This window comes from Affinundibacterium baiyunense (genome assembly GCF_018139645.1).
Taxonomy (GTDB): Bacteria; Pseudomonadota; Gammaproteobacteria; order Burkholderiales; family Burkholderiaceae_D; genus Undibacterium; species Undibacterium baiyunense.
In genome coordinates, this window is sequence record NZ_JAGSPM010000003.1 from 250,491 (window position 1) to 273,833 (window position 23,343).

Below are 23,343 nucleotides of genomic sequence, written 5' to 3' on the forward strand. Positions count from 1 at the left end.
ATCTAAAATCCCACCACCAAAGAAGCATGATAGTAACGACCAGGCTGCGTATAAGCATCAACCACCACAGAGTTCGCGGCTAATCCTTGTACATCACTCCAATTCCAATATTTCTTATTGGTCAGATTATCGACACCCACATTCAAGCGCCAGTTCTTCTGCATGTTCCATTGCAATTGCATATCCATCGTCGTCACACTAGGCACTATAAATTGACGCACACGTGGCGGCACTGCTGGTTTAGGCAAGTATGGGCTACTCAAATCCGCTTCGTCTTTGCCTGCTTGATGGCGTGCGCTCAACTGCCAATCGACCGTATCATTGGTGTAGCGCAAACCCGCAAAGAACTTGCTTGGATTAATCGCACTCAAAGGCGTATGTGCAACTTGATCGGTACCGCGTGTTTTGCCATAAGAAAATGGCGAACTCCATTTGCCACCCGCAAACTCTGCCCATTGAACTTGCCCACGGATTTCAAAGCCATCAATTTTAGCCTTGTCCACATTGACCGTTTGAAATATTGCTGGATCACCAGCAACGCCTTTACCGCCCAGTGGTTTTTTATCGTAAATTAAATCGGTATAGCGGCCACTAAACACGGCGAAATCGAGATTGAACTTCTCAAACAAAGCACGTACGCCGAACTCGACATTCTGACTCTTCTCTGGCTTTAGCTCAGGATTCGCTAACAACACCGCGGGCACCGTCGAACTCTCAAAAACACCATTGATTTGCTGCGCATTTGGCGCGCGGAATCCATGTGCAAAACTTGCATAAGCATTCCAATCGCTATTCACTTTGTACAGCATACCTAACTTGGGTACCACTGCCGATCCTGATAGAGATTTTCCCGGTGTTTTAGATGGTGGTGCAAAGCCCTGTTGGGTTTTCACGTTTAAATCAAAATGGTCATAGCGCAGACCGGGTGTGATGATCCAAGAACCCGCAAAAATTTCATCTTGCACAAACACAGCACGACTCGAATCGCGTGTATCAGGGAAATATTTGCGCGGCGTAAAATCTGCATTGCCGGGATCGACACCATCAAAGAAATTGCTGACATCAATGCGTGAATAATCAAATCCAAGACTGACGCGCTGCGCAAAATTGGCATTCGATTTAATCAACTTGTCTGCTAACAAACTCCATTGCCAAGCTTGCTCCCCATACGACACCTTACGCACCCTATCAGCCAAGGTGTTGCGATGCGTTATGCCATCATCTTGCGCTTGACTATCTTGATAGCTGAGATGACTTTGTACATGGTCAACCCACGCATGATTGAGCGTGTAACGATCAATTAAACTCAGTCGATCGCGCGTAAAATCTTTGTCAACCGTTTCGCCTTTTACCGCCGCTGCCGTTGTCATCGGCAATTTGGCACGACTGGATAACAATTCAAAATCCGAAGTTTTATCGACATGCTCATAAGTCAAACTATGCTTTTGCGTCGCACTAGCTTGATACACCAGTTTAGCTAACACAGATTGCGATTGGTCTTGCTGCGGATTTGGCGTGGTTCTGTCTATATTAGGAACATCATTCGTGCCCCTATTTTCTAAGCCTCTTGCCTTGCTGGTATTGGCACTAATCAACCAACTCCATTGTTGATCAAAACGCCCAGCCAAACTCGCCCCAATGCTGCGACTATGATCATCACCACTCCAGCTAGCAAACACTTTTCCACCGATGTTCTTCGGTGCCGCTCGCTTCTCTTGTAAAAAATCTTGTGGGTCTACCGTCATAAAATTGACTAGCCCAGCCAAGCCATCCGAACCATACAACACCGATGATGGGCCACGGACGATTTCAACTTGACGAATTAAATTCATCGCAATCGAATCACGTCCAAACGCATTGCTACCATTGATATAACTACGTGGCAAACGCATGCCATCGACCAACATCAAGACTCGATTACCATCTTGTCCGCGTATGCTAAAGCCCGCATTACCATCACGACCAGTCGCATTGCCGACGCCCGTAACGGTGAAACGCGCTGGTGCGCGCTTAACTTCGATATTCGACAAATTCTTCGCTAAATCACGGATATCTAAAATGCCTAAACGCTCTAATTCTTTTTGCTCAATCACATCAATCGACAAGGGCAGGTTTTCTATGAATTGCTCGTAGCGGGTACCGCTAATCACGACGATCTGTGGTGCTTTATCAACCAGCAATACACTACTGGTTTGCGTCTGTGCATAAGCGGGTGTCATCGCAAGCGAATAAAGACTGGCCAAACCTAGGGCAATTGCTGACTTACGTAAAGGCCTACAAGCCAAGATTTCTTTATGCGGACAAGCAAAGGTTTTCATACTAGCTCCAGAGAATAAATTCATTTCCATAGTCTAGATACCGCAGGATTACGGTCAATCAGCTATTTGATTAATTACCTAGTTATAAAGAACTAGTTTTGCCGAAAAATGCTCATTAAATGCAGGAAAAAGACATGTAATTTGCGTTAAAACAAACCACGTAAAGGCCGCAAAAACAACTAAAAAATTAATTTGAAAGCATCCGCTACGAGATGCACTTGGCTTCACCCAAGAAGCCTCATTTAGCCTCGAGCAAAAACAAGCAAGTTAGTCCTTTTAAAAATAGCCTAAGCAAACCCAAAACAATATTTAATTATCGAAAAACGATAATTAAATATTGCATTTCATGTTTTTAATTCATACAATGCATCCAATATCAAACCTAGACAGGAGCGGAGTATGAACTTAGAACGTAACAAACGGATTGCTGCATTTCGCAAAGTGAGTGGGTATTTGCTTTGGGTTTCTATGCCACTACTTATCCTGTGTGGACTTGGCGGCACAATCGGACTATTTTTATTTCTATTTTTCCCATTAGGCGACATTGGTTTAAGTGCCTTGGCTATCGAAATCGCAAACAACTCAGATGTTGTTGATTGGGCGCTCCAAACAAAGATGACACTGTTCACTCGACTCGTATGCTTCATCCTTGGTGCAAGCGTACTGTCTATGGTGATCTATATTCTTCTTCACTTTCAAAAGTTAATCGAATGCTTTAATGCAGGTGAAATTTTCAATAGGCTCGCCGTTTCCAACGCGCGCAAAGCTTTCAAGATGAATCTCTACGTCAATTTCTTGATACTAGGAACGCAGTTGCTGTGCGTCATTTTGGTTTGGTCTCAAATAGATAAGGAAAATTTAAACCGACTAGGACACTTAATGGCAAACTCCTTCTCATTTCTCTTTAGCTTAGCTTTTTATAGCCTCATCCTATGGGCCTTAGAAATCGGCACCGACCTAAACGAAGAAGCTGAACTCACCATTTAAGGAAACCGCATGCCTATCATTGTGAACTTAGATGTGGTGCTAGCACAGCGCAAGATGCGCCTGAATACTTTGGCGGAATTAGTCGATATCACACCGCAAAATTTATCTGTCCTCAAATCTGGTCGAGCGAAGGCGATACGCTTCGACACCTTAGAAAAAATTTGCCATGTATTGCAATGTCAGCCTGGAGATATTTTGGCGTTCGATGGTGAAGTATCGGCAAATTCGGCGGATGATGCGAGCTAAAAAATAAACGGCTCATGCTGTTCTAACGACCACTCACGACTTCATAGTTAGCTTCGTCACATTGTGCTGACAGCCGCATTCATGCCATCTAGGATGAAGCCCCTGACTACATAACTTTGCATCATGACTAAAATTATTTTGAATTTTCTTTGGCGCGAACTACGGGTTAGTGCTCCCTTGATATTCATCGCATCGATTTTCTTAAGCTTCTTGTTCAAGGAAAAAGTTTGGATGATGGCAGTACATGCGCTATGCGTAGGGCTATGTATACAAACACTCATTGAAATGGGGCGACACGGAGCGACCTACTTTCTGCGCAAGTACACCAAACTAGTGTTGCAACAAGACTTCGCCTGGCCTGGCTGGCCCTTCATGTTTGTCTGGATCCCCATTTCTTGTCTAGGCGGATATCTGATCGGCGGCAATATCGCTCTGATACTTACCGGTGATACGCGAAAATTACAAATTCATGGCTATGGCCTGATTATTATTTTAGGGGTGTGCTTGATCGCAGCCCTGATGAGCACCATCTACCTATATAGCCGCAATTACATTGCTAGCATGGAGGCGCGCAATGCGGCGATTCAACACAGTGCTACTGAAAGCCATTTACGTCTGCTGCAATCGCAGTTAGAACCACACATGCTATTCAACACGCTGGCGAATTTACGTGTTTTGATTGAAGTCGATACGCGTGCCGCGCAAAGCATGTTAGATCACCTCAACGACTTCCTACGCGCCAGCCTCAATGGATCTCGCGCACAAAATCACAGCTTGGAAGAAGAGTTTCGACGCATTCAAGGCTATCTCGCCTTAATGCAAATTCGCATGCGCGATCGTCTACAAATTCAACTCAAGTTGCCCCCCGAACTTGCCCACATTCCTATACCGGCCATGATACTCCAACCCCTAGTTGAGAATGCCATCAAACATGGACTGGAACCAACCGAACATGGCGGCACCATTAGCATTCAAGCGGAACGTGTGCATCAACATCTACACATACAAGTAGCAGACAACGGCTGCGGCACAAGGTTTGATCATCCACAGCCGAATAAGCAGATGGGCTATGGCTTGCAGCATGTACGAGAACGTTTGCAACATATGTACGGCGCTAACGCTGCACTCGATATCAACACACCTGCTAACGGTGGCTACAGCGTCACTCTGCAATTCCCGATTACTCAAGGAACCACAAAATCATGAGCATTACTGCCCTTATTGCTGAAGATGAACCTTTGCTCGCAGAACACCTAGAGCGCGAGCTACAAAAGCTGTGGCCACAATTAACAATTGTTGCCAACCTAAGAAATGGCGTCGCTGCGCTGGAAACCGGGCTGAAAGAGCAAGTCGATATTTTGTTTCTCGACATTAGCATGCCGCTACTCAATGGCTTAGAAGTAGTGGAAGCACTAGCAGAAGAATGGCCACTTGAAAGCAAAGCTTTTCCGATGATCGTCTTTGTTACCGCTTTCGATCAATATGCGGTGCAAGCATTTGAAAAGGCAGCGTTGGACTACCTCATCAAGCCACTGAAAAGCGAACGGCTGATGCAAACCTGCCAGCGCCTGCAACAAGCCTTGGCACAAAAGACACAAGTACCGACCACCACCACGCTAGAGCAACTTGCTGGATTATTCAAAGCTGCGCCATCAGACCATCAAAGTTACCTGAAAAATCTACAAGCAAGCAGCGGCAATTCTGTGTACTTTGTTGCGATAGCCGATGTTCTGTATATCGAAGCGGTCGACAAATATCTGAAAGTTGTCACGGCTGAACGAGAATATTTTATACGCGCAACCCTGAGAGAATTAAAAGCGCAACTCGATCCTGAACAATTCTGGCAAATCCATCGATCCACTTTAGTGCAAGTCAACGCGATAGAACGCGCCACTCGCCAAGAATCCGGCACCTTGATTATCCATCTGCGACAACACGCCGATCAACTCAAGGTCAGCAGACTTTATGCACATCTTTTTTCAGGAAGATAATTGTGCGCATAAATAATCAATTATTCACTAAACAGTTGCTTGGCAGGTACTTCAATTAGGAGAAAACATGTTGAACAATCTTCAAAAAATCGCAGGTGTCGCAGCCATATGCGAGGCGCTCATTTACATCACTCTATTTGCCTTGTACGGGACAGTCTTAGCCATGCCAGCAGGACTCGATTCCGCACAAAAGCTAGGCTTTTTAGATAGTCATCACAACTTACTCTTTTTCAGTAATCTTCTTGGCTATGTGGTCTTTGGCGTACTGCTAGCAGTCTTGGTCCTAGCACTACATGAACGACTAAAAAATAAGGCGAACACGCTTTCGCAACTCGCAGCAATCTTCGGTGTATTGTGGGTTGGCCTTGTGATCACAAGTGGGATGTTGGCAAACATCGGTTTAAATGCCGTGCTCAAACTCAGTCTCACCGAGCCCGAACAAACGCGCGCGCTGTGGCTAAGCGTGACGACGATGACAGAAGCTTTGGGTGGTGGGAATGAGATTGTTGGTGGTTTGTGGGTTTTATTGATTAGCTGCGCAGGGCTCAAAGCGAAAGTGCTAGCCGAAAAACTTCATTATTTTGGTATTGCAGTTGGCGTTACCGGCATCGCAACTTGCTATCCAGCGGCAGGACTCACCGAGCTATTCGGTATCAGTCAAATTATCTGGTTTGGATTTCTTGGTGTGACGATGCTGAGACAGCATCAAGACTGATTTACTATGTTCTAAGCAGATTGCTAAGCACCAGCCCGATCATACTATGCGGCCAAGACCTAGACACAAAATTTGCAAAGGTCTGGCGCAGTACCAATGCAAAAATTAAGATTCAGCGTAAGGATTTGCCAATCCCAAACTCGCTAAGATTTCGATTTCTAAGGCTTCCATTTCTTCCGCCTCTTCATCGCTTTCGTGATCGTAACCTTGCGCATGCAAAACACCGTGTACGACTAAATGCTGAGCATGTTCGAGCACTGTTTTCTTTTGTTCCTTGGCTTCTTTTTCCAACACGTCGGTACACAAAATAATATCGGCTTGCGTCACTTCTGCATCGCTGTCTTCGGTGTAGGCAAAAGTTAATACATTGGTCGCGTAATCTTTGCCGCGATAATCACGATTAAGAATTTGCCCTTCTTCAGCATCAACGATGCGTAGTGTCAGTTCTGCGGGGAAGAACAAAGCAGCTTGTATTGTTTTTCGCAGCAAAGGGCGCGTCAATACGTCCTTCAAACGCTCATCAGCGTATTGCACGGACAGATTTAATTTGTGTTTAGGAGTATTTGCCATCGTTTTCTACACTATCTATTTTATCGACGTCGAGGTTTCGTCATTGCGGTAGCTTGTTTCAAGCTGACAATTTCAGCATCTTGCTGATCTTGATGTTGGGTCGCTTCTTCATAAGCATCAACGATGCGACCAACCAAAGGATGGCGCACCACGTCCACACTGGTAAATTGATTAAAAGCGATGCCACGCACATTACGCAAAACCTGACAAGCATCCACCAAGCCGCTCTTTTGATGGCGCTGCAAATCAATCTGGGTCACGTCACCAGTAACGACGGCTTTACTACCAAATCCTATGCGGGTCAAAAACATTTTCATTTGTTCTGGCGTGGTGTTTTGTGCTTCGTCCAAAATAATGAAAGAATGATTCAAGGTACGACCACGCATATAAGCTAGTGGTGCAATCTCAATAACCTGTTTTTCAAACATTTTTTGGGTGCGATCAAAGCCAAGTAAATCGTACAAAGCATCATACAAAGGGCGCAGATACGGGTCGACTTTTTGCGCCAAATCACCGGGCAAGAAACCAAGACGCTCGCCTGCTTCTACCGCTGGACGTGTCAACACAATACGTTTAACCGCATCACGTTCTAAAGCATCAACCGCGCAAGCCACTGCCAAATAGGTCTTACCTGTACCAGCTGGGCCAACACCAAAAGTAATATCGTGTTCGAGTATCGCTTTGAGATAGGTATTTTGATGTGGCGTACGACCGCGCAAATCACTGCGACGGGTTTTAAGTATTGGACTTTCTAAAGCCTCTTCCACTGCTAGTGGTGCGACTTCTTTCACCACATCTTTTGAAGTAGCGCTAGTCTTTGCTGTGGTTTTTGTCGTGGCTTTTGTGCTACGACGTTTTGCAGGCGCAGATTCATCATCTTCTGTACTAGTCGCAAAACCTGATTCAGTCGCTTTTTGCAAACTACTTGCCGCGCGTTGCTCGACTAAAGCTAATTGCACTTCATCAATCGTGATGATTTTTTTTGCTTGAGCGTAAAACTTTTCCAGTAACTCCAAACCCTTTTCCGCATTGTGCCCGCTCACGATAAACTTCTCGCCACGACGGAAAATACTCAAATCTAAGGCAGCAGAAATTTGACGCAGATTTTCATCCAAAGGACCGCACAAATGCGCGAGCCGTAAGTTATCTAGCGGCTGTGGAACAAAATACAAAACGGGAACGGGTGTATTCGTTTTCAAAATGTTTAATTTTCTAAAATAAAATCAGTATCGTAGGACGGGTGCAACCCGCACCGCACATAGGTCGATCTCGCGTGCACGAAGTTTCGGCGGCGCGGGTTGCACCCGCCCTACATTTTTAGTCAACCAACTCACCACGCAATGAATAATTATAGGATTCGGTTACGCGTGTATTCACCAAGGTACCGATCAATTCTTTGCCGCCAGCAAAATTCACCACGCGATTATTTTCAGTACGGCCTTGTAATTCGTTCGGATCTTTCACCGAAGGGCCTTCGACCAAAATACGTTGTATCGTACCTATCATTGCATTGCTGTACTTCTTGGTATTCGCGTCAATCACCGACTGCAAAAATTGTAAACGCTTAAGCTTTAAAGGTGCTGGCGTGGTGTCTTCCAAACTAGCTGCTGGCGTACCTGGACGCGCGCTAAAAATAAAGCTGAAACTATTATCAAAATCGACGTCTTTAATTAACTTCATCAGCGCATCAAAATCTTCATCCGTTTCACCTGGAAAGCCGACGATAAAATCAGAAGAAATATGCATGTTTGGGCGCACTGCCTTCAACTTGCGAATCACTGACTTGTATTCGAGTGAGGTATAGCCACGCTTCATCGCGGCTAAGATACGATCCGAGCCATGCTGTGCTGGCAAATAGACGTGATCCACCAATTTAGGAATTTTGGCGTAAGCATCGATCAAACGTTGATTGAATTCTTTTGGGTGACTGGTCACAAAACGAATACGTTCGATTTGTGGGAATTCAGCGATGTATTCCAATAACAAAGCGAAATCTGCGATCTCGCCATCATCCATCACACCACGATAGGCATTGACGTTTTGTCCTAACAAACTGATTTCTTTAATGCCTTGTTCCGCTAATCCAGCGACTTCGACTAACACGTCATTGAATGGACGCGAGACTTCTTCACCACGTGTATAAGGCACCACGCAATAACTACAATATTTTGAGCAACCTTCCATGATCGACACGAAGGCAGTCGAACCTTCCACTTTAGCCGGTGGCAAGTGATCAAATTTTTCGATTTCTGGAAAACTAATATCGACTTGTGAACGACCTGAATCGCGTCTGTCTTTGATCAACTGTGGCAATCGATGCAGAGTCTGCGGTCCAAACACCACGTCCACATAAGGTGCACGACGGACGATCGCCTCACCTTCTTGCGATGCAACACAACCACCAACACCAATTAATAAATCAGGATTCGATTTCTTCAGTTCACGCAGACGGCCGAGATCCGAAAAGACTTTTTCCGACGCCTTCTCACGCACGCTACAGGTGTTGAGCAAAATCACATCGGCTTCTTCCGGTTTATCGGTTTTGATCATGCCATCAGTTGCCGCCAACACGTCTTGCATCTTGTCCGAGTCATACTCGTTCATTTGGCAACCAAAGGTTTTGATAAATACTTTCTTCTGCATGGAACTAAGGTCTTCCTACTATCGATAAATTACAATTAAGTACAAATACTGAAAAGCGCACGCAAAATGCGCGGCAATCTAATTCTTTTTGGGTAAAGCTTGACGCGCCTCTTCTGCGGTCAATACCCATATTTTTTGAATCTCACCAAATTCGTTTTCTACGTAGTTGATCACAATATTACGCACATCGACACTGGCGAGCGTCAAGGTCAAATTGTCTTCACTATAAATACGTAACGCTGGTGTGTGTTGACGTAATTTGCCATCAATTACCAATTCCGCTAATGCCGTAGTGCTGAGTTTTCCGCGCTTTACATCGATAGGAAACTGACGTTCCATCTGCATCGCATTCGCGTTTATCATCATGCCAAAAAACGCAATGACCGTACTGAGCACAATCAGTCGTAGAGATTTATTATTTAACATGCTGACACCCAATTAGTATCCGATCAATGATATTAAAACTTGCACACAATTGCATCGACTTGTGCCCGTCTTCACATGCTTAGATTGCGGGGGAAAAGGCAAAACATCAACAATGCACGGCGAGACCTACTCTATACCGTTCATATCTTTTTTCGTAATTCCTAATATTCTTAAAAATCAATTAGTTACGAAGACAATCCACAGCAACAAGGGCGACAGTTTAACACAGAGCGTTGTTTTCTTCGCGCTTTAGGCTTCGCTGAGCACTGAACCGTTTTGCTAGATGATGCGTTCTAGAAAAATCTGGGATAATGGCGAAAAATGTTTTTGGATAACCAATGCTAACGCCGACCAGCACCGCACTCCCGCCAGATTTTGATAGTCGCCATTTTCGCCATGCTTTATCGCAATTTGCGACTGGCATCACTGTCATTACAACACGTCTCAACGAGCAAAAATTTCTAGGTCTAACTGCTAGTTCTTTTAATTCTGTCTCACTTGATCCACCGTTGGTGATTTGGAGTTTAGGCGACCGCGCCCAAAGCATGCCGATTTTTACGCAAAATACCCATTACGTCATTAATGTGCTGGCAGCGGATCAACGTCATCTGGCGGAACAATTTGCCAGCCGCATAGAAGATCGCTTTGCGGGGGTGGAATACAGTCTTTCACGCACAGGATTACCCATACTTAAAGGTGCTTCTGCTTGGTTTGAATGCTTTAATCGCAGCCGTTATCCTGAAGGCGACCACGTCATTTTTGTCGGCGAAGTCGAACAATGCGCATTTAAAAACCAAGCTCCGCTTGTCTATCATCACGGTCAATTCTTGACCAGTAAAGCTTTATGAATTCTATCGATATTATCGGCTACGTCGCTGCATTTTTAACGACCAGCGCGTTCATCCCACAAGCATGGCTGACGTGGCGTCGCAAACGGGCTGAAGGTGTTTCGCTCGGCATGTATTGCATTATGGTTGCCGGCACCGTTGGTTGGCTGATCTACGGCATCATGCTTGGCGCTTGGCCTATCATCGTGGCGAATGTGATTTCACTCTCGCTATCTGCGTTTATCTTGATAATGAAGTTGATTTATAAGTAGTCGGCTTTATCAAGATCTTTGTACACGAATTGGGACTATCGATATCACCAACCTCAATTCAAATCCGCTAATTAATTGATCAGTAGACGCTCCAACACACCCTGCGAATCAAATGCCGCGCGGCGTAGCCTGTCAGCGACACCTTGCCATTCGCGTCCGACTGGCAAAGCTTCTACCAAAATAATATCGGCACCGACGTGATCAAGCTCACGCAAATCTGCGTACAGATCATGTGCATAAGAAATCGGATCGGGATTTAATTGACGCCAGCCTTGTAACTGCGCATTCGCACTATGCGGCTGATAAGCCATCACGGCGACACGTTTGCCCACAATCAGTAATTGATTGACCGTCGATTCCAAGTCTTCAACAGCGACCATCGCCACCGGTGTACTCGGTGCGTAGTGCGCTTCTAAAGTACCAGAGGCGCGCGGCGCAGCTTGATCTGGCGCATTCACCGCCATGCCTAATACTTGTTCCAATTGCAGCGCAGTGATATGGCCCGGGCGTAACAGCACAGGACCATGCGTTGCTAAGCGACTCATATCGACAATCGTTGATTCTATGCCGACATCGCTTTGCCCACCGTCGAGAACAGCAGCGATCATGCCATTCGCAATTTCAGCAGGAAACTCTTCAATGACGTGCTCAGCCTTGGTTGGGCTAACATGCCCAAATTTATTCGCGGATGGCGCCGCGACGCCGCCCTTGCCATCTTTAAACGCTCGCAATAAAGCTTGCGCTACCGGATGTGAAGGGCAACGAATACCTATCGAATCTTGACCACCAGATACTGCATCTGGAATATGCTCGGCACGTTTCAAAATCAAGGTTAAAGGACCAGGCCAAAACGCATCGATCAATGCTTGCGCTGGTGCTGGAATCTCTTGCACCCAGTAACTGATATCTGCTTCTGGAGCGACGTGCACAATCACAGGATGATTCGATGGACGGCCTTTGGCTTGGTAGATATTCGCGACGGCATTAATGTTTTCTGCGTCGGCACCAAGTCCGTACACCGTCTCTGTCGGGAAACCAACTAAAGCGCCTTGTTCTAAAGCGCGCGCAGCTGCAAGAATTTGCTCAGTAGAATTCAATCTCAACCTCAGTCTTGATCAAGCAGCGATACCGAGGATCGCACACGCTTGACGCATCTCGTCTTGTGCTTGCTCCAATGTTGGCGCGATAAATGTGATGTGCCCCATCTTGCGCGCACGACGTGCTTCTGCCTTGCCGTATAAATGCAAGTGCGCCGAAGGCAATGCTAAAACTTTATCCCACGCTGGCTGACGTACAACATCGCCATCGAACCAAATATCACCAAGAATATTCAACATCACGCAAGGTGAATGCTGACGCACATCACCCAAGGGCAATCGCGCCATTGCGCGTACTTGTTGCGCGAATTGACTAGTCACACAAGCATCAATCGTATAGTGACCGCTATTGTGTGGACGTGGTGCCATTTCATTGACGATGACAGTGCCATCTTGCAGCACAAAAAATTCTATACAAAGCACGCCAACATAATCAATATCAGCGATCAATTTCAATGCGGCGTTTTGCGTTTTTAACGCAGCGTCGGCTGAAACGTGCGGACTAGGTACTGTGGTCGTGAACAATATCCCATCACGATGCACATTTTCTGCAATCGGATACACGACGGCTTGACCATCCGCGCCACGTGCTACCAACACCGAAATTTCATACGCGAGTGGCAGCATTTTTTCTAGCACACAAACGACACCCTTGAGATTGGCAAACGCTGTGCGTAGTTCTTCCATTGACTTGACGCGCACTTGGCCTTTACCGTCATAACCCATGCGTGCTGTTTTCAAAATCCCTGGGAATAAATCGGCACTCACTTTTTCCAAATCCTCCGCAGTGCACAAAATCGCGTGCGGTGCTGGCAAGATACCGGTTTGTGGTGCGCAACGCGTGAAGAATGCTTTCTCTTCGATACGGTCTTGAGCAATCGATACACAAGCCGCACTTGGAGCGACAAAGCCTGTTTCCGCTAATTTCGCCAAACTGCTTGCTGGCACATTTTCAAATTCTGTGGTGAAGGAAGCACATGCCTCCGCTAACTTTTGCAAAGCCGCCGCATCGTCGTAGGCAGCTTGGATATGCGCATCCGCTGCATGCGCTGCAGGACTGCCTGCTTCTGGTTCTAATACCATCACTTTAAAACCCAGCGCCTGCGCTTCGTGCACAAACATACGTCCTAATTGTCCGCCACCGACCATGCCTAACATGCTGGATTGGGTGTTGGGAAATTGTGGATTGGTGTTGATAGACGTGGACATCGTTGGTTTTTCCATGCTGATACGATACAAATTAAATGCGACTTGAAACGTGGTTTGATGCAAGTACAAAACTAAAAAATCTAGAGCATTTATTACTCAATGTCATTCCCGCGAAGGCGGGAATCCAGCGACGTAAAAGCCTAAAGACACTGGATCCCTGCCTATGCGGAGATGACGCCTGAATGGTCTGAGGCAAGGATAATGATACTGCGACCTATGTGCTTCTGCGGCAATGAAAAATCCTTCCTTCGCCAATACTGCCGTATTACAAAGGCAAATGCATATCCCGCGCAACTTGCGTTTGTTTTGCGCGGAAGGCTTCTAACTTCGCTGCCATCGCCTCATCGGTCGTCGCCAGCATTGCAATCGCAGCCAAGGCCGCATTACCCGCGCCTGCTTCACCAATCGCAAAAGTATTCACAGGAACGCCCTTTGGCATTTGCACGATAGACAACAAAGAGTCTTCACCACGCAAATACTTGGATGGTACAGGCACACCAAATACCGGCACGATGGTTTTCGCGGCGATCATGCCAGGCAAATGCGCAGCACCACCAGCACCAGCGATGATGCCGCGAATACCGCGACTACGTGCTGTTTCGGCATAAGTGAACATTTCATCTGGCATGCGATGTGCTGACACCACTTGCGCCTCGAAAGGAATGCCAAATTCCTTCAGCATAGTCACGGCGTGTTGCATCACATCCCAATCGGATGAAGAGCCCATCACGACACCGATGATAGGCGCTAAGTTTACTGTTGCGTCGCTCATATTAGGCCTTCAAACTTTCACCAGTTAAACGCTCCAGCGCTTCACGGTATTTCGCTGCGGTTTTTTGAACCACTTCATCTGGCAAAGTTGGCGCAGGTGCGGTCTTATTCCAGCTTGTGATGGTTTCTAGGTAATCGCGTACGAATTGCTTATCAAATGATGGAGGCGAAATACCTGTTGCGTAAGAATCCGCTGGCCAGAAGCGTGATGAGTCCGCCGTCAATACTTCATCCATCAAATGCAATACACCATTGTCATCGAGACCGAATTCAAACTTCGTATCGGCAATGATGATGCCGCGTGTTGCTGCGTAGTTTGCGGCTTCTGTATAAAGTTGAATACTAATGTCGCGCATCTTGGCAGCGAGTTCTGCACCGATGCGTTTTTCCATTTCGGCAAAGCTGATGTTCTCATCGTGCTCGCCCATTTCCGCTTTTGCGGCTGGCGTGAAAATTGGGGCGTCTAATTTGGCCGCTTGTGGCAAACCCGCTGGCAATTGAATGCCGCAAATTGCGCCTGTTTCTTGATAGTCTTTCCAACCAGAACCGATGATATAACCGCGCACGACGGCTTCTACCATGATAGGTTTTAAGCGTTTTGCCACCACCGCACGACCACGCACTTGTTCCACTTCATCTGCTGCAACGACAGTCTCTGGGGCGATACCTGTCAAATGATTAGGAACCACATGCGCTAATTTATCGAACCAGAAATTAGCCATTTGATTCAAGACACGACCTTTGTCAGGAATCGGCTCGTTCATAATCACGTCGAATGCGGACAAACGATCACTGGTAACGATCAACAACTTATCTTCGCCAACAGCGTAGTTATCACGGACTTTGCCACGACCTAACAGTGGTAGCGAATGTAAAGTAGAGTTAATTTGCGTAGTCATAATGTGGTCTCAAAAAAAATACTGAAGGGAGATTCAAGCAATGTGATATTGAATGATCTTCATATCCATTGTTGAAGCTCCCTAATGGGTCTAACGACCCGAGTTCCGTACTAGTAGAATCGAAAACGATCGAAACAACAGCACGTAATTATTTTACGAGCTGTGCCAAAGCGCCAGACTTGTATTGTTCTGCTATTTTTTCCAAAGTAATTGGCTTGATTTTCGCCGCTTGACCTTCGCAACCAAATGCGAGGAAACGTGCTTTACAAACTTGCTTTGCTGCTTCACGTGCAGGTTTCAAGTAATCACGTGGATCAAACTTACTTGGATTCTCAAACATAAAACGACGAATCGCTGCTGTCATTGCCAAACGGATGTCGGTATCGATATTAATTTTGCGCACGCCGTTTTGAATACCAATGACGATTTCTTCCACTGGTACACCATAAGTTTCTTTCATATCACCGCCGAATTGACGGATTTCTTCGAGCAATTCTTGTGGCACAGAAGAAGAACCGTGCATGACCAAATGGGTATTCGGAATACGTGTGTGGATTTCTTTGATACGATCAATCGCAAGAATATCGCCGGTTGGCTTACGAGAGAATTTGTACGCACCGTGCGAAGTACCAATCGCAATTGCCAACGCGTCACATTGTGTTTGGCTGACGAAATCAGCCGCTTGCGCGACGTCAGTCAACAACTGCTCACGTGTCATCTTGCCGTCTGCTCCGTGGCCGTCTTCCTTGTCACCCATCATGGTTTCCAAGGAACCAAGTACGCCCAATTCTGCTTCTACCGTCACACCAATCGCGTGCGAAAACTTCACCACTTCTTTAGAAACAGCCACGTTGTATTCGTAGCTTGCAACCGATTTGCCGTCTTCCATCAAGGAACCATCCATCATCACGGATGTGAAACCGGACTTGATCGCTGCCATACAAACTGCTGGCGATTGACCATGATCTTGATGCATTACCACAGGAATATGTGGATAAGCTTCGACCGCAGCAGAGATCAAATGACGCAAGAAAGCTTCACCAGCGTACTTACGCGCACCAGCAGAAGCTTGCATAATCACTGGCGCACCAACTTCATTCGCCGCTTCCATAATCGCAGTAACTTGTTCTAAATTATTGACATTAAACGCTGGAATACCATAGCCATTTTCAGCTGCATGATCCAGCAATTGACGCATTGATACGAGAGACATAGTTTTTAACTCCAAATAAAAAAATCTTCTTTTGAGGTGCTGATTAAGCTACTGCGCGGGCAGATTTTGAATCTGCGATGCTCGCTGTACTCGAGTACAGCTGCGCTTCTTAATTCAAACTTTACCCGCTCGCTACGCTTACTCAGCGCCTCAACAAGCTTGTGGCCTTTGTGACTTCATCGATTCGAATCTTGTTCAAATCTGTTTCTATATTTTGCAGCTCGTAGGGCGGGTGAAACCCGCGCTGCTCAGCTGCTCAAAGGTCTGGCGGCGCGGGTTTCACCCGCCCTACAATTCGATTTACCTCGGTACTTTACTCCCCGATTTTGACAATCCGCATCGCATTCGTCCCACCAACTTTACCCATTTGCTCACCCCACGTTGCGACGATCAAATCGCCCGCTTTCACTGCGCCTTTTTCCAACAACACACTTTCAGCTTGTTGCAAAACGAAATCACGGTCTGGGTTGTAAGGCAATTTAAAAGTTTGCACATTGCGGTACAAAGCCGCTTTACGCATGGTCGCGACACTCGGTGTCAAGGCAAACAAAGGCACATCAATACTTTGACGACTCATCCACAAGGCTGTCGAGCCAGATTCGGTCAAAGCGGCAATCGCTTGCACGCGCAAATGATGCGCCGTGAACAAGGCGCCGTAAGCAATCGATTGATCGATACGCGTAAATTGCAAATTCAAGAAATCGGCATCGAGTTTGCACTCTTGATGTTTCTCGGCTTCAAAACAAATTGCTGCCATCGCTTCCACTGTTGCGACTGGATATTTACCTGACGCTGTTTCCGCCGACAACATCACCGCATCTGTACCATCCAATACTGCGTTCGCGACGTCGGAAACTTCAGCACGAGTTGGCACGGCATTGACGATCATCGATTCCATCATTTGTGTCGCCGTGATCGTCAACTTATTCGACTCACGCGCCATCTTGATCATGCGTTTTTGCAGAGCGGGAACAGCAGCATTACCAACCTCTACCGCCAAATCACCACGTGCCACCATAATGCCGTCCGAAGCATCCAAAATTTCTTGCAACACAGGAATCGCTTCTGCACGTTCAATTTTTGCGATCATCATTGGCTTGTGGCCGTAAGGTTCGCCTGCGATATTCGCCAATTGGCGCGCCATTTCCATATCGGTCGCGTTTTTGGGGAAAGAGATCGCCAAATAATCTGCTTGGAAAGACATCGCTGTTTTGATGTCTTCCATATCTTTTGCCGTCAATGCGGGTGCAGTTAAACCGCCACCTTGGCGATTAATGCCTTTGTTATTAGAGAGTTCGCCACCAATTTTTACTGTCGTGTGAATCTCATTTCCCACGACTTTATCGACGATCAACACGATCAAGCCGTCGTTAAGGAGCAATACGTCGTTTGCTTTAACGTCGCGCGGTAAGGCTTTGTAATCGAGTCCTACACGCTCTTGATTACCTAAAGCACAATCTGCATCGAGAATGAATTTATCGCCGTTCTCTATTTGAATTTTGCTATTTTCAAATTTACCTATACGAATTTTCGGACCTTGCATGTCTGCCATAATCGCGATCTCAATGCCACAGACTTCTGCCGCTTTACGTACCAACGCAGCGCGATCAATATGGTCCTGTGCCTTGCCGTGTGAGAAGTTCAAACGAACCACATTCACGCCAGCTTTTAACATGCTAACTAAAGTATCCAGATCACTGGATGCCGGGCCTACTGTCGCTACAATTTTGGTTCCGCGTAACATTGAATCTCCTGATGGATAATTTTTACAAGGTCGGGCTTAAACTTCAAAACTATTTTTTTGCCGCTGAGGCGCGAAGTACGCAGAGAAATTCAGCAATAAAACTCTGCGCTCTCAGCGCCTCTGCGCCGAATACTTTTCGGCAGTTTTCTGAACAGATTACTGCGCAGCTCTTTGCAACAAAATCTCTACGGCTGGCAAAGTTTTGCCTTCCAAAAATTCCAAGAATGCGCCGCCACCAGTGGAGATGTAGCCAATTTTTTCTGTGATGTTGTACTTAGCAATCGCAGCTAAAGTATCGCCACCGCCAGCAATCGAGAAGCCACTCGAATCAGCGATCGCTTCAGCCAAAACTTTAGTTCCATTGCCAAATTGATCGAACTCGAACACGCCGACTGGGCCGTTCCACACGATCGTACCTGCTTGACGAATTTGTGCGGCTAAGGCATTCGCTGTTTCTGGACCAATATCCAAAATCATGTCATCGTCTTGCACGTCCGCGACCGCTTTTACTGTCGCAACAGCTGTAGCAGAAAATTCTTTTGCGCACACCACATCAGTTGGAATCGGCACAATCGCGCCACGCGCTGCCATCATGTCCATAATCGCTTTGGCTTCGCCTACCAAGTCAGCTTCAACTAAAGACTTACCAATCTTCAAACCCGCTGCCAGCATGAAAGTATTCGCGATACCACCGCCGACGATCAATTGATCTACTTTTTCGGCGAGGGATTTTAAGATGGTCAATTTACTAGAGACTTTGGAACCAGCCACAATCGCTGACAATGGACGTGCGGGTTGACCGAGCGCTTTACCCAAGGCATCTAACTCAGCTGACAACAGCGGGCCAGCGCAAACGATAGGCGCATATTTTGCGATACCGTGGGTCGTCGCTTCTGCGCGATGTGCGGTACCGAATGCATCGTTCACATAGATGTCGCAAAGCTTCGCCATTTTTTGCGCGAGCGCGTCATCGTTCTTTTTCTCGCCTTTATTGACGCGGCAGTTTTCTAACAATACAACCTGACCCGCAGCCACTTCAACGCCATCCACCCAGTTTTGTTTGAGTTCTACCGTCACGCCTAACAACTCTGACAAGCGCTTGGCAACAGGTGCCAAAGAATCTTCCGCTTTGAATTCACCTTCAGTCGGGCGGCCCAAATGGGATGTCACCATCACGGCAGCACCTGCTTTTAAGGCTTGTTGAATCGCTGGCACAGAAGCGCGGATACGCGTATCTTCTGTAATATTGCCAGCATCGTCTTGCGGAACATTCAAATCTGCACGAATAAATACACGTTGACCTTTGAGTTTATTAGCAGCGATGAGATCGCTCAGACGATTAAATTGCATAGCAGGACCAGTTAAGATGAGAAGGAATTAAATCGAGATGTGCATCCCCAATCCCTCATTGCCTCTTTAGCTCGCGTCAATGAAGATAATAATGACACTGACAATTACAATAAGCAGCTATTCGAATCGGCAAATCAGGAAAATTCGGGATTATTTAAATTAATCGCGTATTTTACCAAATCAACAGCCCAAATCACGTTTTTTCTCGCCACTCTCGCACTTTATGCAATTTATAAGCGGATCGCTCAGATTAAAAATAAAGTCGGATCAGCGTAAATACACTCATACCAAAAATAATAGTTAAGAGCATATCTTTTTTCCAAAGATAGAAAAAAGAGGCAGCAACACCAGCGATGAGCTTGGGATTATGCCAACTAGTAACAATTTGATTATCGTTGATAAAAAAATCAGGCACGACAATCGCTGCCAACGCGCAACTGGGCGCGTAGCGTAAAGCCTCTTGTACCCGTTTGGGTAAATTGATGTGATGGCCAACCACCCAAAATGCACTGCGGTCAATCACCGTTGCAACAGTTAACAAGATAATCACCATCCAGATTTCTAAATCACTCATCGCGCTTCTCCTGTTCACTGGTCACTGAAGCACTGGCTTCCGGCGCTGCGGCAAGCTCCATATGCTCTTCTATCCACATAGAAACCGCCATACCAATCAACACCGCCAACAACAAACCCAATTTATACGGCAAATCATGCGCAGCGACAGCCACCGCACCAGCCACGACTACACCAATAAAACCAGGACGATTGCGCATTAATGGCAGCAAAATACACAAAATCGCTAAAGTGCCCGCAAACCCTAAGCCCCAATGCGTCGGCACTTGACTACCCGCCAAGATTCCTAGAATGGAACCGATCTGCCAGACTATCCAATTAGGAACCACTAAACCATGTAGATAAAACACTTGATCGCGCTCTTCTGCGGGGGTTTGCCACATTGTTGGAAACCGCTGCATGAACAAAGCAACCGTTAAATCACCGGTCAAGAATCCCAACAAAGTACGACGCAACCACGGCAGATGTGCAAAGCGCGGCGCAATCAATGCCGACATAATCAAGAAGCGCAAATTAACAATTAAAGCCGTCGCGAAAATAACCCAAATCGGCGCATTGGCAACGATCAAAGGCAAAGCTGCCAATTGCGCAGAACCAGCAAAAACAAGCAAAGTCATGCCAAGCGCTTGCGGCAAACTCAAGCCGGCCTTAATCATCGCCACTCCAACCACCATGCCCCAAGCGCCCATCCCAAACAAGGATGGTGCGCAAGCCCTAAAACCTTCACGGTAAATAGGTGAATTCCAATCTTTTAACATAATGAGAAACGCAAATGCGGCTGAAGAAAAACGGTGATGGCGAATAGTTGCAGGCAAATGCTGCGAGGTCGCTATTGTAACGCGATGGGTAAATGCTTGCTCAAACTCAATACAAATCAAGCAGCGAGCGGCAATCGCTCAACGCAAACGCGACGAAATCCTTTAAAATCATGGCCTAGAAAAATTCATCCAAATTCACTCAAATTCACTGAAACTCACTCACTGAGGAGCAAAACATGTCTAATAAGCCATCAATACCTGCGGTTGAATTGCAAGCAAGCGACTTACCAGCGCACTGCCCGAATCCTGCAATGCCATTATGGTCTTCACACCCACGTGTATATTTAGATTTATCGCATGGCGATTCCGCAACTTGCTCATACTGCGGCACCGTGTATAAATTAGCACCAGGTACAGTATTAAAAGCGCATTAATTCACAATTTGATGCAACTGAGTGAATTGCATGCAAACACAAACGCCCCGATAGAAAGTCCCCATGCCCGCTAAGAAGCAACTCAATGGCAGCGCCGACGAAGTTGAAATCGCCTTCTACGATGCAATCGCACGTGGCGACTTAGATGGCATGATGGCGCTATGGGCAGAAGATGAAGAGATCATTTGCGTACACCCCAATTCACCGCGCTTGATTGGTCACGCAGATATTCGCACCTCTTGGGAAGCCATTTTTGAAAATGGCACGATGCACATTCACACGCGGCAATTACATGCCATACACAATGGTCTAACCGCCGTGCATAATTTGATCGAAGAATTCCATCCACGCGATCAAATCGCCCAAGACGTTCACATTATCGCCACCAATGTCTATGTCAAGACACCACGCGGCTGGCGCATCACCATGCATCACGCTTCAGTTGCTGCCGGTCCCGCGCCTGTCGATCTATCCAAAGCCGACGTTTTACACTAATGCATTATTCTTCTCCTTGGTGGCTAACTGGCGGTCACCTTCAAACGATTTATCCAGCAACCTTGATGCGAAAGCCTGAAGTAGCACTCCGGCGTGAACGTTGGGTCACACCCGATCAAGATTTTATCGATGTCGATTTTTTGGATGGTGAAGCGGGCAAACCTTTTCTTGTTTTATTTCATGGTTTAGAAGGTTCCAGCAATAGTCACTACGCCCGCACCTTGATGCATAAATTAAAAAGCTTAGGTTGGTCGGGCGCAGTGCCGCATTTTCGTGGCTGTTCTGGCGAGCCAAATCAAGCACCGCGTTTTTATCACTCAGGCGATGCGCAAGAAATCAACTGGATCATCCGTCGTCTGCATAGCCAATTTACAGCAACCCATCCGCATGCGAAGTTTTATGCCAGCGGCGTCTCACTTGGCGCCAATGCCTTATTGCGTTGGCTGGGCGAATCGCAATCGAGTGCCAGTATCGTCGATGCCGCCTGCGCTGTCTCGGCACCACTAGATTTAACCAATAGCGGTGCGACTTTATCGCGTGGCTTTAATCGTGTTTATACGAAAAATTTTCTGCAAACATTAAAACCAAAATGCCTGCACAAGCTCACGCAATTTCCCAAACTATTTGATCGTGAACGCATGCTTAGCGCCAAGAACCTATACGAGTTCGACAATGTCGTCACCGCACCTTTGCATGGTTATCGCGATGTTGATGACTATTGGCATCGTGCTAGTGCTTGCTTGGTATTAAATGAGATTCAAGTGCCAACCTTGGTGCTCAATGCGCAGAATGACCCGTTTATGCCCGCGCAATTTTTACCCAAATCGGCATCGACTTATGTCACACTCGACTATCCACAACATGGCGGTCATGTGGGATTTGCGCAGGGAGTCTTCCCCGGCAAACTAGATTGGCTACCCGAAAAAATCATCTCCCATCTACAAGCACATGGATGACATCGTTCTCGCCGCGATGGCCAAATGGCCGAATATTCCGCATTGCTACGGCTGGCTATCCCTTGATGCACGCGGCAACTGGCGCATGCGCGACGAACGCGCACAAGCTTTGAACTTGCCAGGTGATGTGATTCGCAATCCAACGCTACAGAACTTTATCAATCGTAATTATCTATGTGATGACGATGGTAATTGGTACTTTCAAAATGGCCCGCAAAAAGTCTATGTTAACTTAGCAGCAACACCGTATATCGCGCAAATCTTGCCAGATCAAACCTGGCGTTTGCATACCGGACAAATCATGCCACCCGCGACACGTGTTTGGATGTTGGATGATGGGAATATTGCGTGTCAGGCTGATCAATTCCTATGTCAACTTGACGACCGTGACATTGGCTTGTTTCTCGAAACACTGACAGAGAATCAGCAGACTTTAGCTGAAGAGCGATTGCTAGAGTTGATGGAGGCATCAGCGGAAACCGCTTTAGAATTCACCATTACTGCGCGAGTAGCAGATCGAGAAGTTAAATTGGAAAAAAGTGATTTGATTAGCTTGATGAGAGATGCTGCATATTGCCGACAGCCGGGACTAACATCATTTCGCCATTCATTGGCTTAAGGTTTTCTGTAACGCATTCGTGGTTACGTGAATTGTTTTGATTATCAGTTTTTCTGCGAATCAGTTTTACACAATCATTTCTTAGTGCAGCGCTGAACGACCGAACGCTCACAACATTAATCGATATCAAGCCACTTTACAGCCCGTTCAATCAACCGTCCTGTACTAGCTCACGTTGCAGACCTTATATCTTGAAAAGGTCAATAAATACGATATTATGGTATTTATTG

At 46.5% G+C, this 23,343-nt stretch carries 25 protein-coding genes; 11 read left to right on the forward strand and 14 right to left on the reverse strand.

The features are described 5' to 3' along the window. Window positions 1-2: 2 nt before the first annotated feature. Window positions 3-2,318, reverse strand: a complete 2,316-nt coding sequence (locus tag KDM92_RS06695; protein WP_212683617.1) for a TonB-dependent hemoglobin/transferrin/lactoferrin family receptor — start codon at window positions 2,316-2,318, stop codon at window positions 3-5. Between the two features lie 399 nt (window positions 2,319-2,717). Here KDM92_RS06695 and KDM92_RS06700 point away from each other — a divergent pair, with 399 nt between their 5' ends. The 5 genes from KDM92_RS06700 (at window position 2,718) to KDM92_RS06720 (ending at window position 6,257) form a co-directional block, all read left to right on the forward strand. Continuing rightward, window positions 2,718-3,305 (forward strand): hypothetical protein, encoded by a 588-nt coding sequence (locus KDM92_RS06700; RefSeq protein WP_212683618.1) that lies wholly within the window; start codon window positions 2,718-2,720, stop codon window positions 3,303-3,305. A 9-nt stretch (window positions 3,306-3,314) separates the two neighbouring features. Continuing rightward, window positions 3,315-3,551, forward strand: a complete 237-nt coding sequence (locus KDM92_RS06705) for a helix-turn-helix domain-containing protein (protein ID WP_212683619.1) — start codon at window positions 3,315-3,317, stop codon at window positions 3,549-3,551. A gap of 123 nt (window positions 3,552-3,674) precedes the next feature. Continuing rightward, window positions 3,675-4,757: a sensor histidine kinase gene (locus tag KDM92_RS06710; RefSeq protein ID WP_212683620.1), complete on the forward strand. Its 1,083-nt coding sequence runs from the start codon at window positions 3,675-3,677 to the stop codon at window positions 4,755-4,757. Next, window positions 4,754-5,542, forward strand: coding sequence for a LytR/AlgR family response regulator transcription factor (locus KDM92_RS06715; protein ID WP_212683621.1), 789 nt, complete (start codon window positions 4,754-4,756; stop codon window positions 5,540-5,542). Before KDM92_RS06710 ends, KDM92_RS06715 begins: the two co-directional genes overlap by 4 nt. A 67-nt stretch (window positions 5,543-5,609) precedes the next feature. Next, entirely contained in the window at window positions 5,610-6,257 is a 648-nt protein-coding gene (locus KDM92_RS06720) for a DUF4386 family protein (protein ID WP_212683622.1), read from the forward strand. A 105-nt stretch (window positions 6,258-6,362) separates the two neighbouring features. Here the strand turns inward: KDM92_RS06720 and ybeY are convergent, their stop codons facing one another. The 4 genes from ybeY to KDM92_RS06740 all read right to left on the reverse strand — a co-directional run bounded on the left by ybeY (window position 6,363) and on the right by KDM92_RS06740 (window position 9,896). Next, window positions 6,363-6,827 (reverse strand): rRNA maturation RNase YbeY, encoded by a 465-nt coding sequence (gene ybeY / locus KDM92_RS06725; RefSeq protein WP_212683623.1) that lies wholly within the window; start codon window positions 6,825-6,827, stop codon window positions 6,363-6,365. 20 nt (window positions 6,828-6,847) lie between these two features. Continuing rightward, window positions 6,848-8,026: a PhoH family protein gene (locus KDM92_RS06730; RefSeq protein WP_212683624.1), complete on the reverse strand. Its 1,179-nt coding sequence runs from the start codon at window positions 8,024-8,026 to the stop codon at window positions 6,848-6,850. A 118-nt stretch (window positions 8,027-8,144) separates the two neighbouring features. Then, on the reverse strand, window positions 8,145-9,470 hold the full coding sequence (gene miaB / locus KDM92_RS06735) for a tRNA (N6-isopentenyl adenosine(37)-C2)-methylthiotransferase MiaB (RefSeq protein ID WP_212683625.1): 1,326 nt from the start codon (window positions 9,468-9,470) through the stop codon (window positions 8,145-8,147). Window positions 9,471-9,548: 78 nt separating this feature from the next. Beyond that, window positions 9,549-9,896 carry a hypothetical protein gene (locus KDM92_RS06740; RefSeq protein WP_212683626.1) on the reverse strand — a complete coding sequence of 116 codons (348 nt, stop codon included), beginning with the start codon at window positions 9,894-9,896 and terminating at the stop codon, window positions 9,549-9,551. A 338-nt stretch (window positions 9,897-10,234) separates the two neighbouring features. On the opposite strand from KDM92_RS06740, the gene KDM92_RS06745 reads away from it, so the two are divergent. Both KDM92_RS06745 and KDM92_RS06750 read left to right on the forward strand, forming a co-directional pair. Then, a complete protein-coding gene (locus tag KDM92_RS06745) occupies window positions 10,235-10,744 on the forward strand; it encodes a flavin reductase family protein (RefSeq protein ID WP_212683627.1) in 510 nt (169 codons plus the stop codon). Further along, on the forward strand, window positions 10,741-10,995 hold the full coding sequence (locus KDM92_RS06750) for a SemiSWEET family sugar transporter (protein ID WP_212683628.1): 255 nt from the start codon (window positions 10,741-10,743) through the stop codon (window positions 10,993-10,995). The genes KDM92_RS06745 and KDM92_RS06750 overlap by 4 nt, the downstream gene beginning before the upstream one ends. 71 nt (window positions 10,996-11,066) lie before the next feature. Here the strand turns inward: KDM92_RS06750 and KDM92_RS06755 are convergent, their stop codons facing one another. From KDM92_RS06755 to KDM92_RS06795, 9 genes are all read right to left on the reverse strand, one after another. Next, window positions 11,067-12,098: an L-threonylcarbamoyladenylate synthase gene (locus KDM92_RS06755; protein ID WP_438947460.1), complete on the reverse strand. Its 1,032-nt coding sequence runs from the start codon at window positions 12,096-12,098 to the stop codon at window positions 11,067-11,069. A gap of 12 nt (window positions 12,099-12,110) precedes the next feature. Beyond that, on the reverse strand, window positions 12,111-13,301 hold the full coding sequence (locus tag KDM92_RS06760) for a 5-(carboxyamino)imidazole ribonucleotide synthase (RefSeq protein ID WP_212683629.1): 1,191 nt from the start codon (window positions 13,299-13,301) through the stop codon (window positions 12,111-12,113). A 265-nt stretch (window positions 13,302-13,566) separates the two neighbouring features. After that, the gene (gene purE, locus KDM92_RS06765; protein WP_212683630.1) at window positions 13,567-14,073 is read right to left on the reverse strand and encodes a 5-(carboxyamino)imidazole ribonucleotide mutase; all 507 of its coding nucleotides are present in this window, start codon (window positions 14,071-14,073) and stop codon (window positions 13,567-13,569) included. 1 nt (window position 14,074) lies between these two features. Beyond that, the gene (locus KDM92_RS06770; RefSeq protein ID WP_212683631.1) at window positions 14,075-14,971 is read right to left on the reverse strand and encodes a phosphoribosylaminoimidazolesuccinocarboxamide synthase; all 897 of its coding nucleotides are present in this window, start codon (window positions 14,969-14,971) and stop codon (window positions 14,075-14,077) included. Window positions 14,972-15,119: 148 nt separating this feature from the next. Beyond that, on the reverse strand, window positions 15,120-16,184 hold the full coding sequence (gene fba, locus KDM92_RS06775; protein WP_189345871.1) for a class II fructose-bisphosphate aldolase: 1,065 nt from the start codon (window positions 16,182-16,184) through the stop codon (window positions 15,120-15,122). 313 nt (window positions 16,185-16,497) lie between these two features. Continuing rightward, entirely contained in the window at window positions 16,498-17,928 is a 1,431-nt protein-coding gene (pyk, locus tag KDM92_RS06780) for a pyruvate kinase (RefSeq protein WP_212683632.1), read from the reverse strand. 156 nt (window positions 17,929-18,084) lie between these two features. Further along, window positions 18,085-19,278: a phosphoglycerate kinase gene (locus tag KDM92_RS06785; protein WP_212683633.1), complete on the reverse strand. Its 1,194-nt coding sequence runs from the start codon at window positions 19,276-19,278 to the stop codon at window positions 18,085-18,087. 250 nt (window positions 19,279-19,528) lie between these two features. Continuing rightward, a complete protein-coding gene (locus KDM92_RS06790) occupies window positions 19,529-19,852 on the reverse strand; it encodes an AzlD domain-containing protein (RefSeq protein WP_212683634.1) in 324 nt (107 codons plus the stop codon). Further along, on the reverse strand, window positions 19,845-20,666 hold the full coding sequence (locus KDM92_RS06795) for an AzlC family ABC transporter permease (RefSeq protein ID WP_329603133.1): 822 nt from the start codon (window positions 20,664-20,666) through the stop codon (window positions 19,845-19,847). Before KDM92_RS06795 ends, KDM92_RS06790 begins: the two co-directional genes overlap by 8 nt. Before the next feature lie 179 nt (window positions 20,667-20,845). Between KDM92_RS06795 and KDM92_RS06800 the strand changes: the two genes are divergently transcribed. From KDM92_RS06800 to KDM92_RS06815, 4 genes are all read left to right on the forward strand, one after another. Continuing rightward, window positions 20,846-21,043 carry a zinc-finger domain-containing protein gene (locus KDM92_RS06800; protein ID WP_212683635.1) on the forward strand — a complete coding sequence of 66 codons (198 nt, stop codon included), beginning with the start codon at window positions 20,846-20,848 and terminating at the stop codon, window positions 21,041-21,043. Window positions 21,044-21,106: 63 nt separating this feature from the next. Next, window positions 21,107-21,538, forward strand: coding sequence for a YybH family protein (locus tag KDM92_RS06805; RefSeq protein WP_212683636.1), 432 nt, complete (start codon window positions 21,107-21,109; stop codon window positions 21,536-21,538). After that, on the forward strand, window positions 21,538-22,494 hold the full coding sequence (locus KDM92_RS06810) for a YheT family hydrolase (RefSeq protein WP_212683637.1): 957 nt from the start codon (window positions 21,538-21,540) through the stop codon (window positions 22,492-22,494). The genes KDM92_RS06805 and KDM92_RS06810 overlap by 1 nt, the downstream gene beginning before the upstream one ends. Continuing rightward, complete coding sequence (locus tag KDM92_RS06815; protein WP_212683638.1) at window positions 22,487-23,113, forward strand: DUF2946 family protein; 627 nt, start codon at window positions 22,487-22,489, stop codon at window positions 23,111-23,113. Before KDM92_RS06810 ends, KDM92_RS06815 begins: the two co-directional genes overlap by 8 nt. Window positions 23,114-23,343: the final 230 nt, after the last annotated feature.

What these genes read in the sequence shown, in the direction of transcription:
- ybeY (WP_212683623.1), bottom strand. Translation starts at nt 6,827, where the DNA reads ATGGCAAATACTCCTAAACACAAATTAAATCTGTCCGTGCAATACGCT.
- KDM92_RS06810 (WP_212683637.1), top strand. Translation starts at nt 21,538, where the DNA reads ATGCATTATTCTTCTCCTTGGTGGCTAACTGGCGGTCACCTTCAAACG.
- pyk (WP_212683632.1), bottom strand. Translation starts at nt 17,928, where the DNA reads ATGTTACGCGGAACCAAAATTGTAGCGACAGTAGGCCCGGCATCCAGT.
- KDM92_RS06760 (WP_212683629.1), bottom strand. Translation starts at nt 13,301, where the DNA reads ATGTCCACGTCTATCAACACCAATCCACAATTTCCCAACACCCAATCC.
- KDM92_RS06785 (WP_212683633.1), bottom strand. Translation starts at nt 19,278, where the DNA reads ATGCAATTTAATCGTCTGAGCGATCTCATCGCTGCTAATAAACTCAAA.
- KDM92_RS06745 (WP_212683627.1), top strand. Translation starts at nt 10,235, where the DNA reads ATGCTAACGCCGACCAGCACCGCACTCCCGCCAGATTTTGATAGTCGC.
- KDM92_RS06705 (WP_212683619.1), top strand. Translation starts at nt 3,315, where the DNA reads ATGCCTATCATTGTGAACTTAGATGTGGTGCTAGCACAGCGCAAGATG.
- KDM92_RS06800 (WP_212683635.1), top strand. Translation starts at nt 20,846, where the DNA reads ATGTCTAATAAGCCATCAATACCTGCGGTTGAATTGCAAGCAAGCGAC.
- KDM92_RS06720 (WP_212683622.1), top strand. Translation starts at nt 5,610, where the DNA reads ATGTTGAACAATCTTCAAAAAATCGCAGGTGTCGCAGCCATATGCGAG.
- KDM92_RS06695 (WP_212683617.1), bottom strand. Translation starts at nt 2,318, where the DNA reads ATGAAAACCTTTGCTTGTCCGCATAAAGAAATCTTGGCTTGTAGGCCT.
- purE (WP_212683630.1), bottom strand. Translation starts at nt 14,073, where the DNA reads ATGAGCGACGCAACAGTAAACTTAGCGCCTATCATCGGTGTCGTGATG.
- KDM92_RS06700 (WP_212683618.1), top strand. Translation starts at nt 2,718, where the DNA reads ATGAACTTAGAACGTAACAAACGGATTGCTGCATTTCGCAAAGTGAGT.
- miaB (WP_212683625.1), bottom strand. Translation starts at nt 9,470, where the DNA reads ATGCAGAAGAAAGTATTTATCAAAACCTTTGGTTGCCAAATGAACGAG.
- KDM92_RS06770 (WP_212683631.1), bottom strand. Translation starts at nt 14,971, where the DNA reads ATGACTACGCAAATTAACTCTACTTTACATTCGCTACCACTGTTAGGT.
- KDM92_RS06715 (WP_212683621.1), top strand. Translation starts at nt 4,754, where the DNA reads ATGAGCATTACTGCCCTTATTGCTGAAGATGAACCTTTGCTCGCAGAA.
- KDM92_RS06750 (WP_212683628.1), top strand. Translation starts at nt 10,741, where the DNA reads ATGAATTCTATCGATATTATCGGCTACGTCGCTGCATTTTTAACGACC.
- KDM92_RS06815 (WP_212683638.1), top strand. Translation starts at nt 22,487, where the DNA reads ATGGATGACATCGTTCTCGCCGCGATGGCCAAATGGCCGAATATTCCG.
- fba (WP_189345871.1), bottom strand. Translation starts at nt 16,184, where the DNA reads ATGTCTCTCGTATCAATGCGTCAATTGCTGGATCATGCAGCTGAAAAT.
- KDM92_RS06790 (WP_212683634.1), bottom strand. Translation starts at nt 19,852, where the DNA reads ATGAGTGATTTAGAAATCTGGATGGTGATTATCTTGTTAACTGTTGCA.
- KDM92_RS06740 (WP_212683626.1), bottom strand. Translation starts at nt 9,896, where the DNA reads ATGTTAAATAATAAATCTCTACGACTGATTGTGCTCAGTACGGTCATT.
- KDM92_RS06805 (WP_212683636.1), top strand. Translation starts at nt 21,107, where the DNA reads ATGCCCGCTAAGAAGCAACTCAATGGCAGCGCCGACGAAGTTGAAATC.
- KDM92_RS06710 (WP_212683620.1), top strand. Translation starts at nt 3,675, where the DNA reads ATGACTAAAATTATTTTGAATTTTCTTTGGCGCGAACTACGGGTTAGT.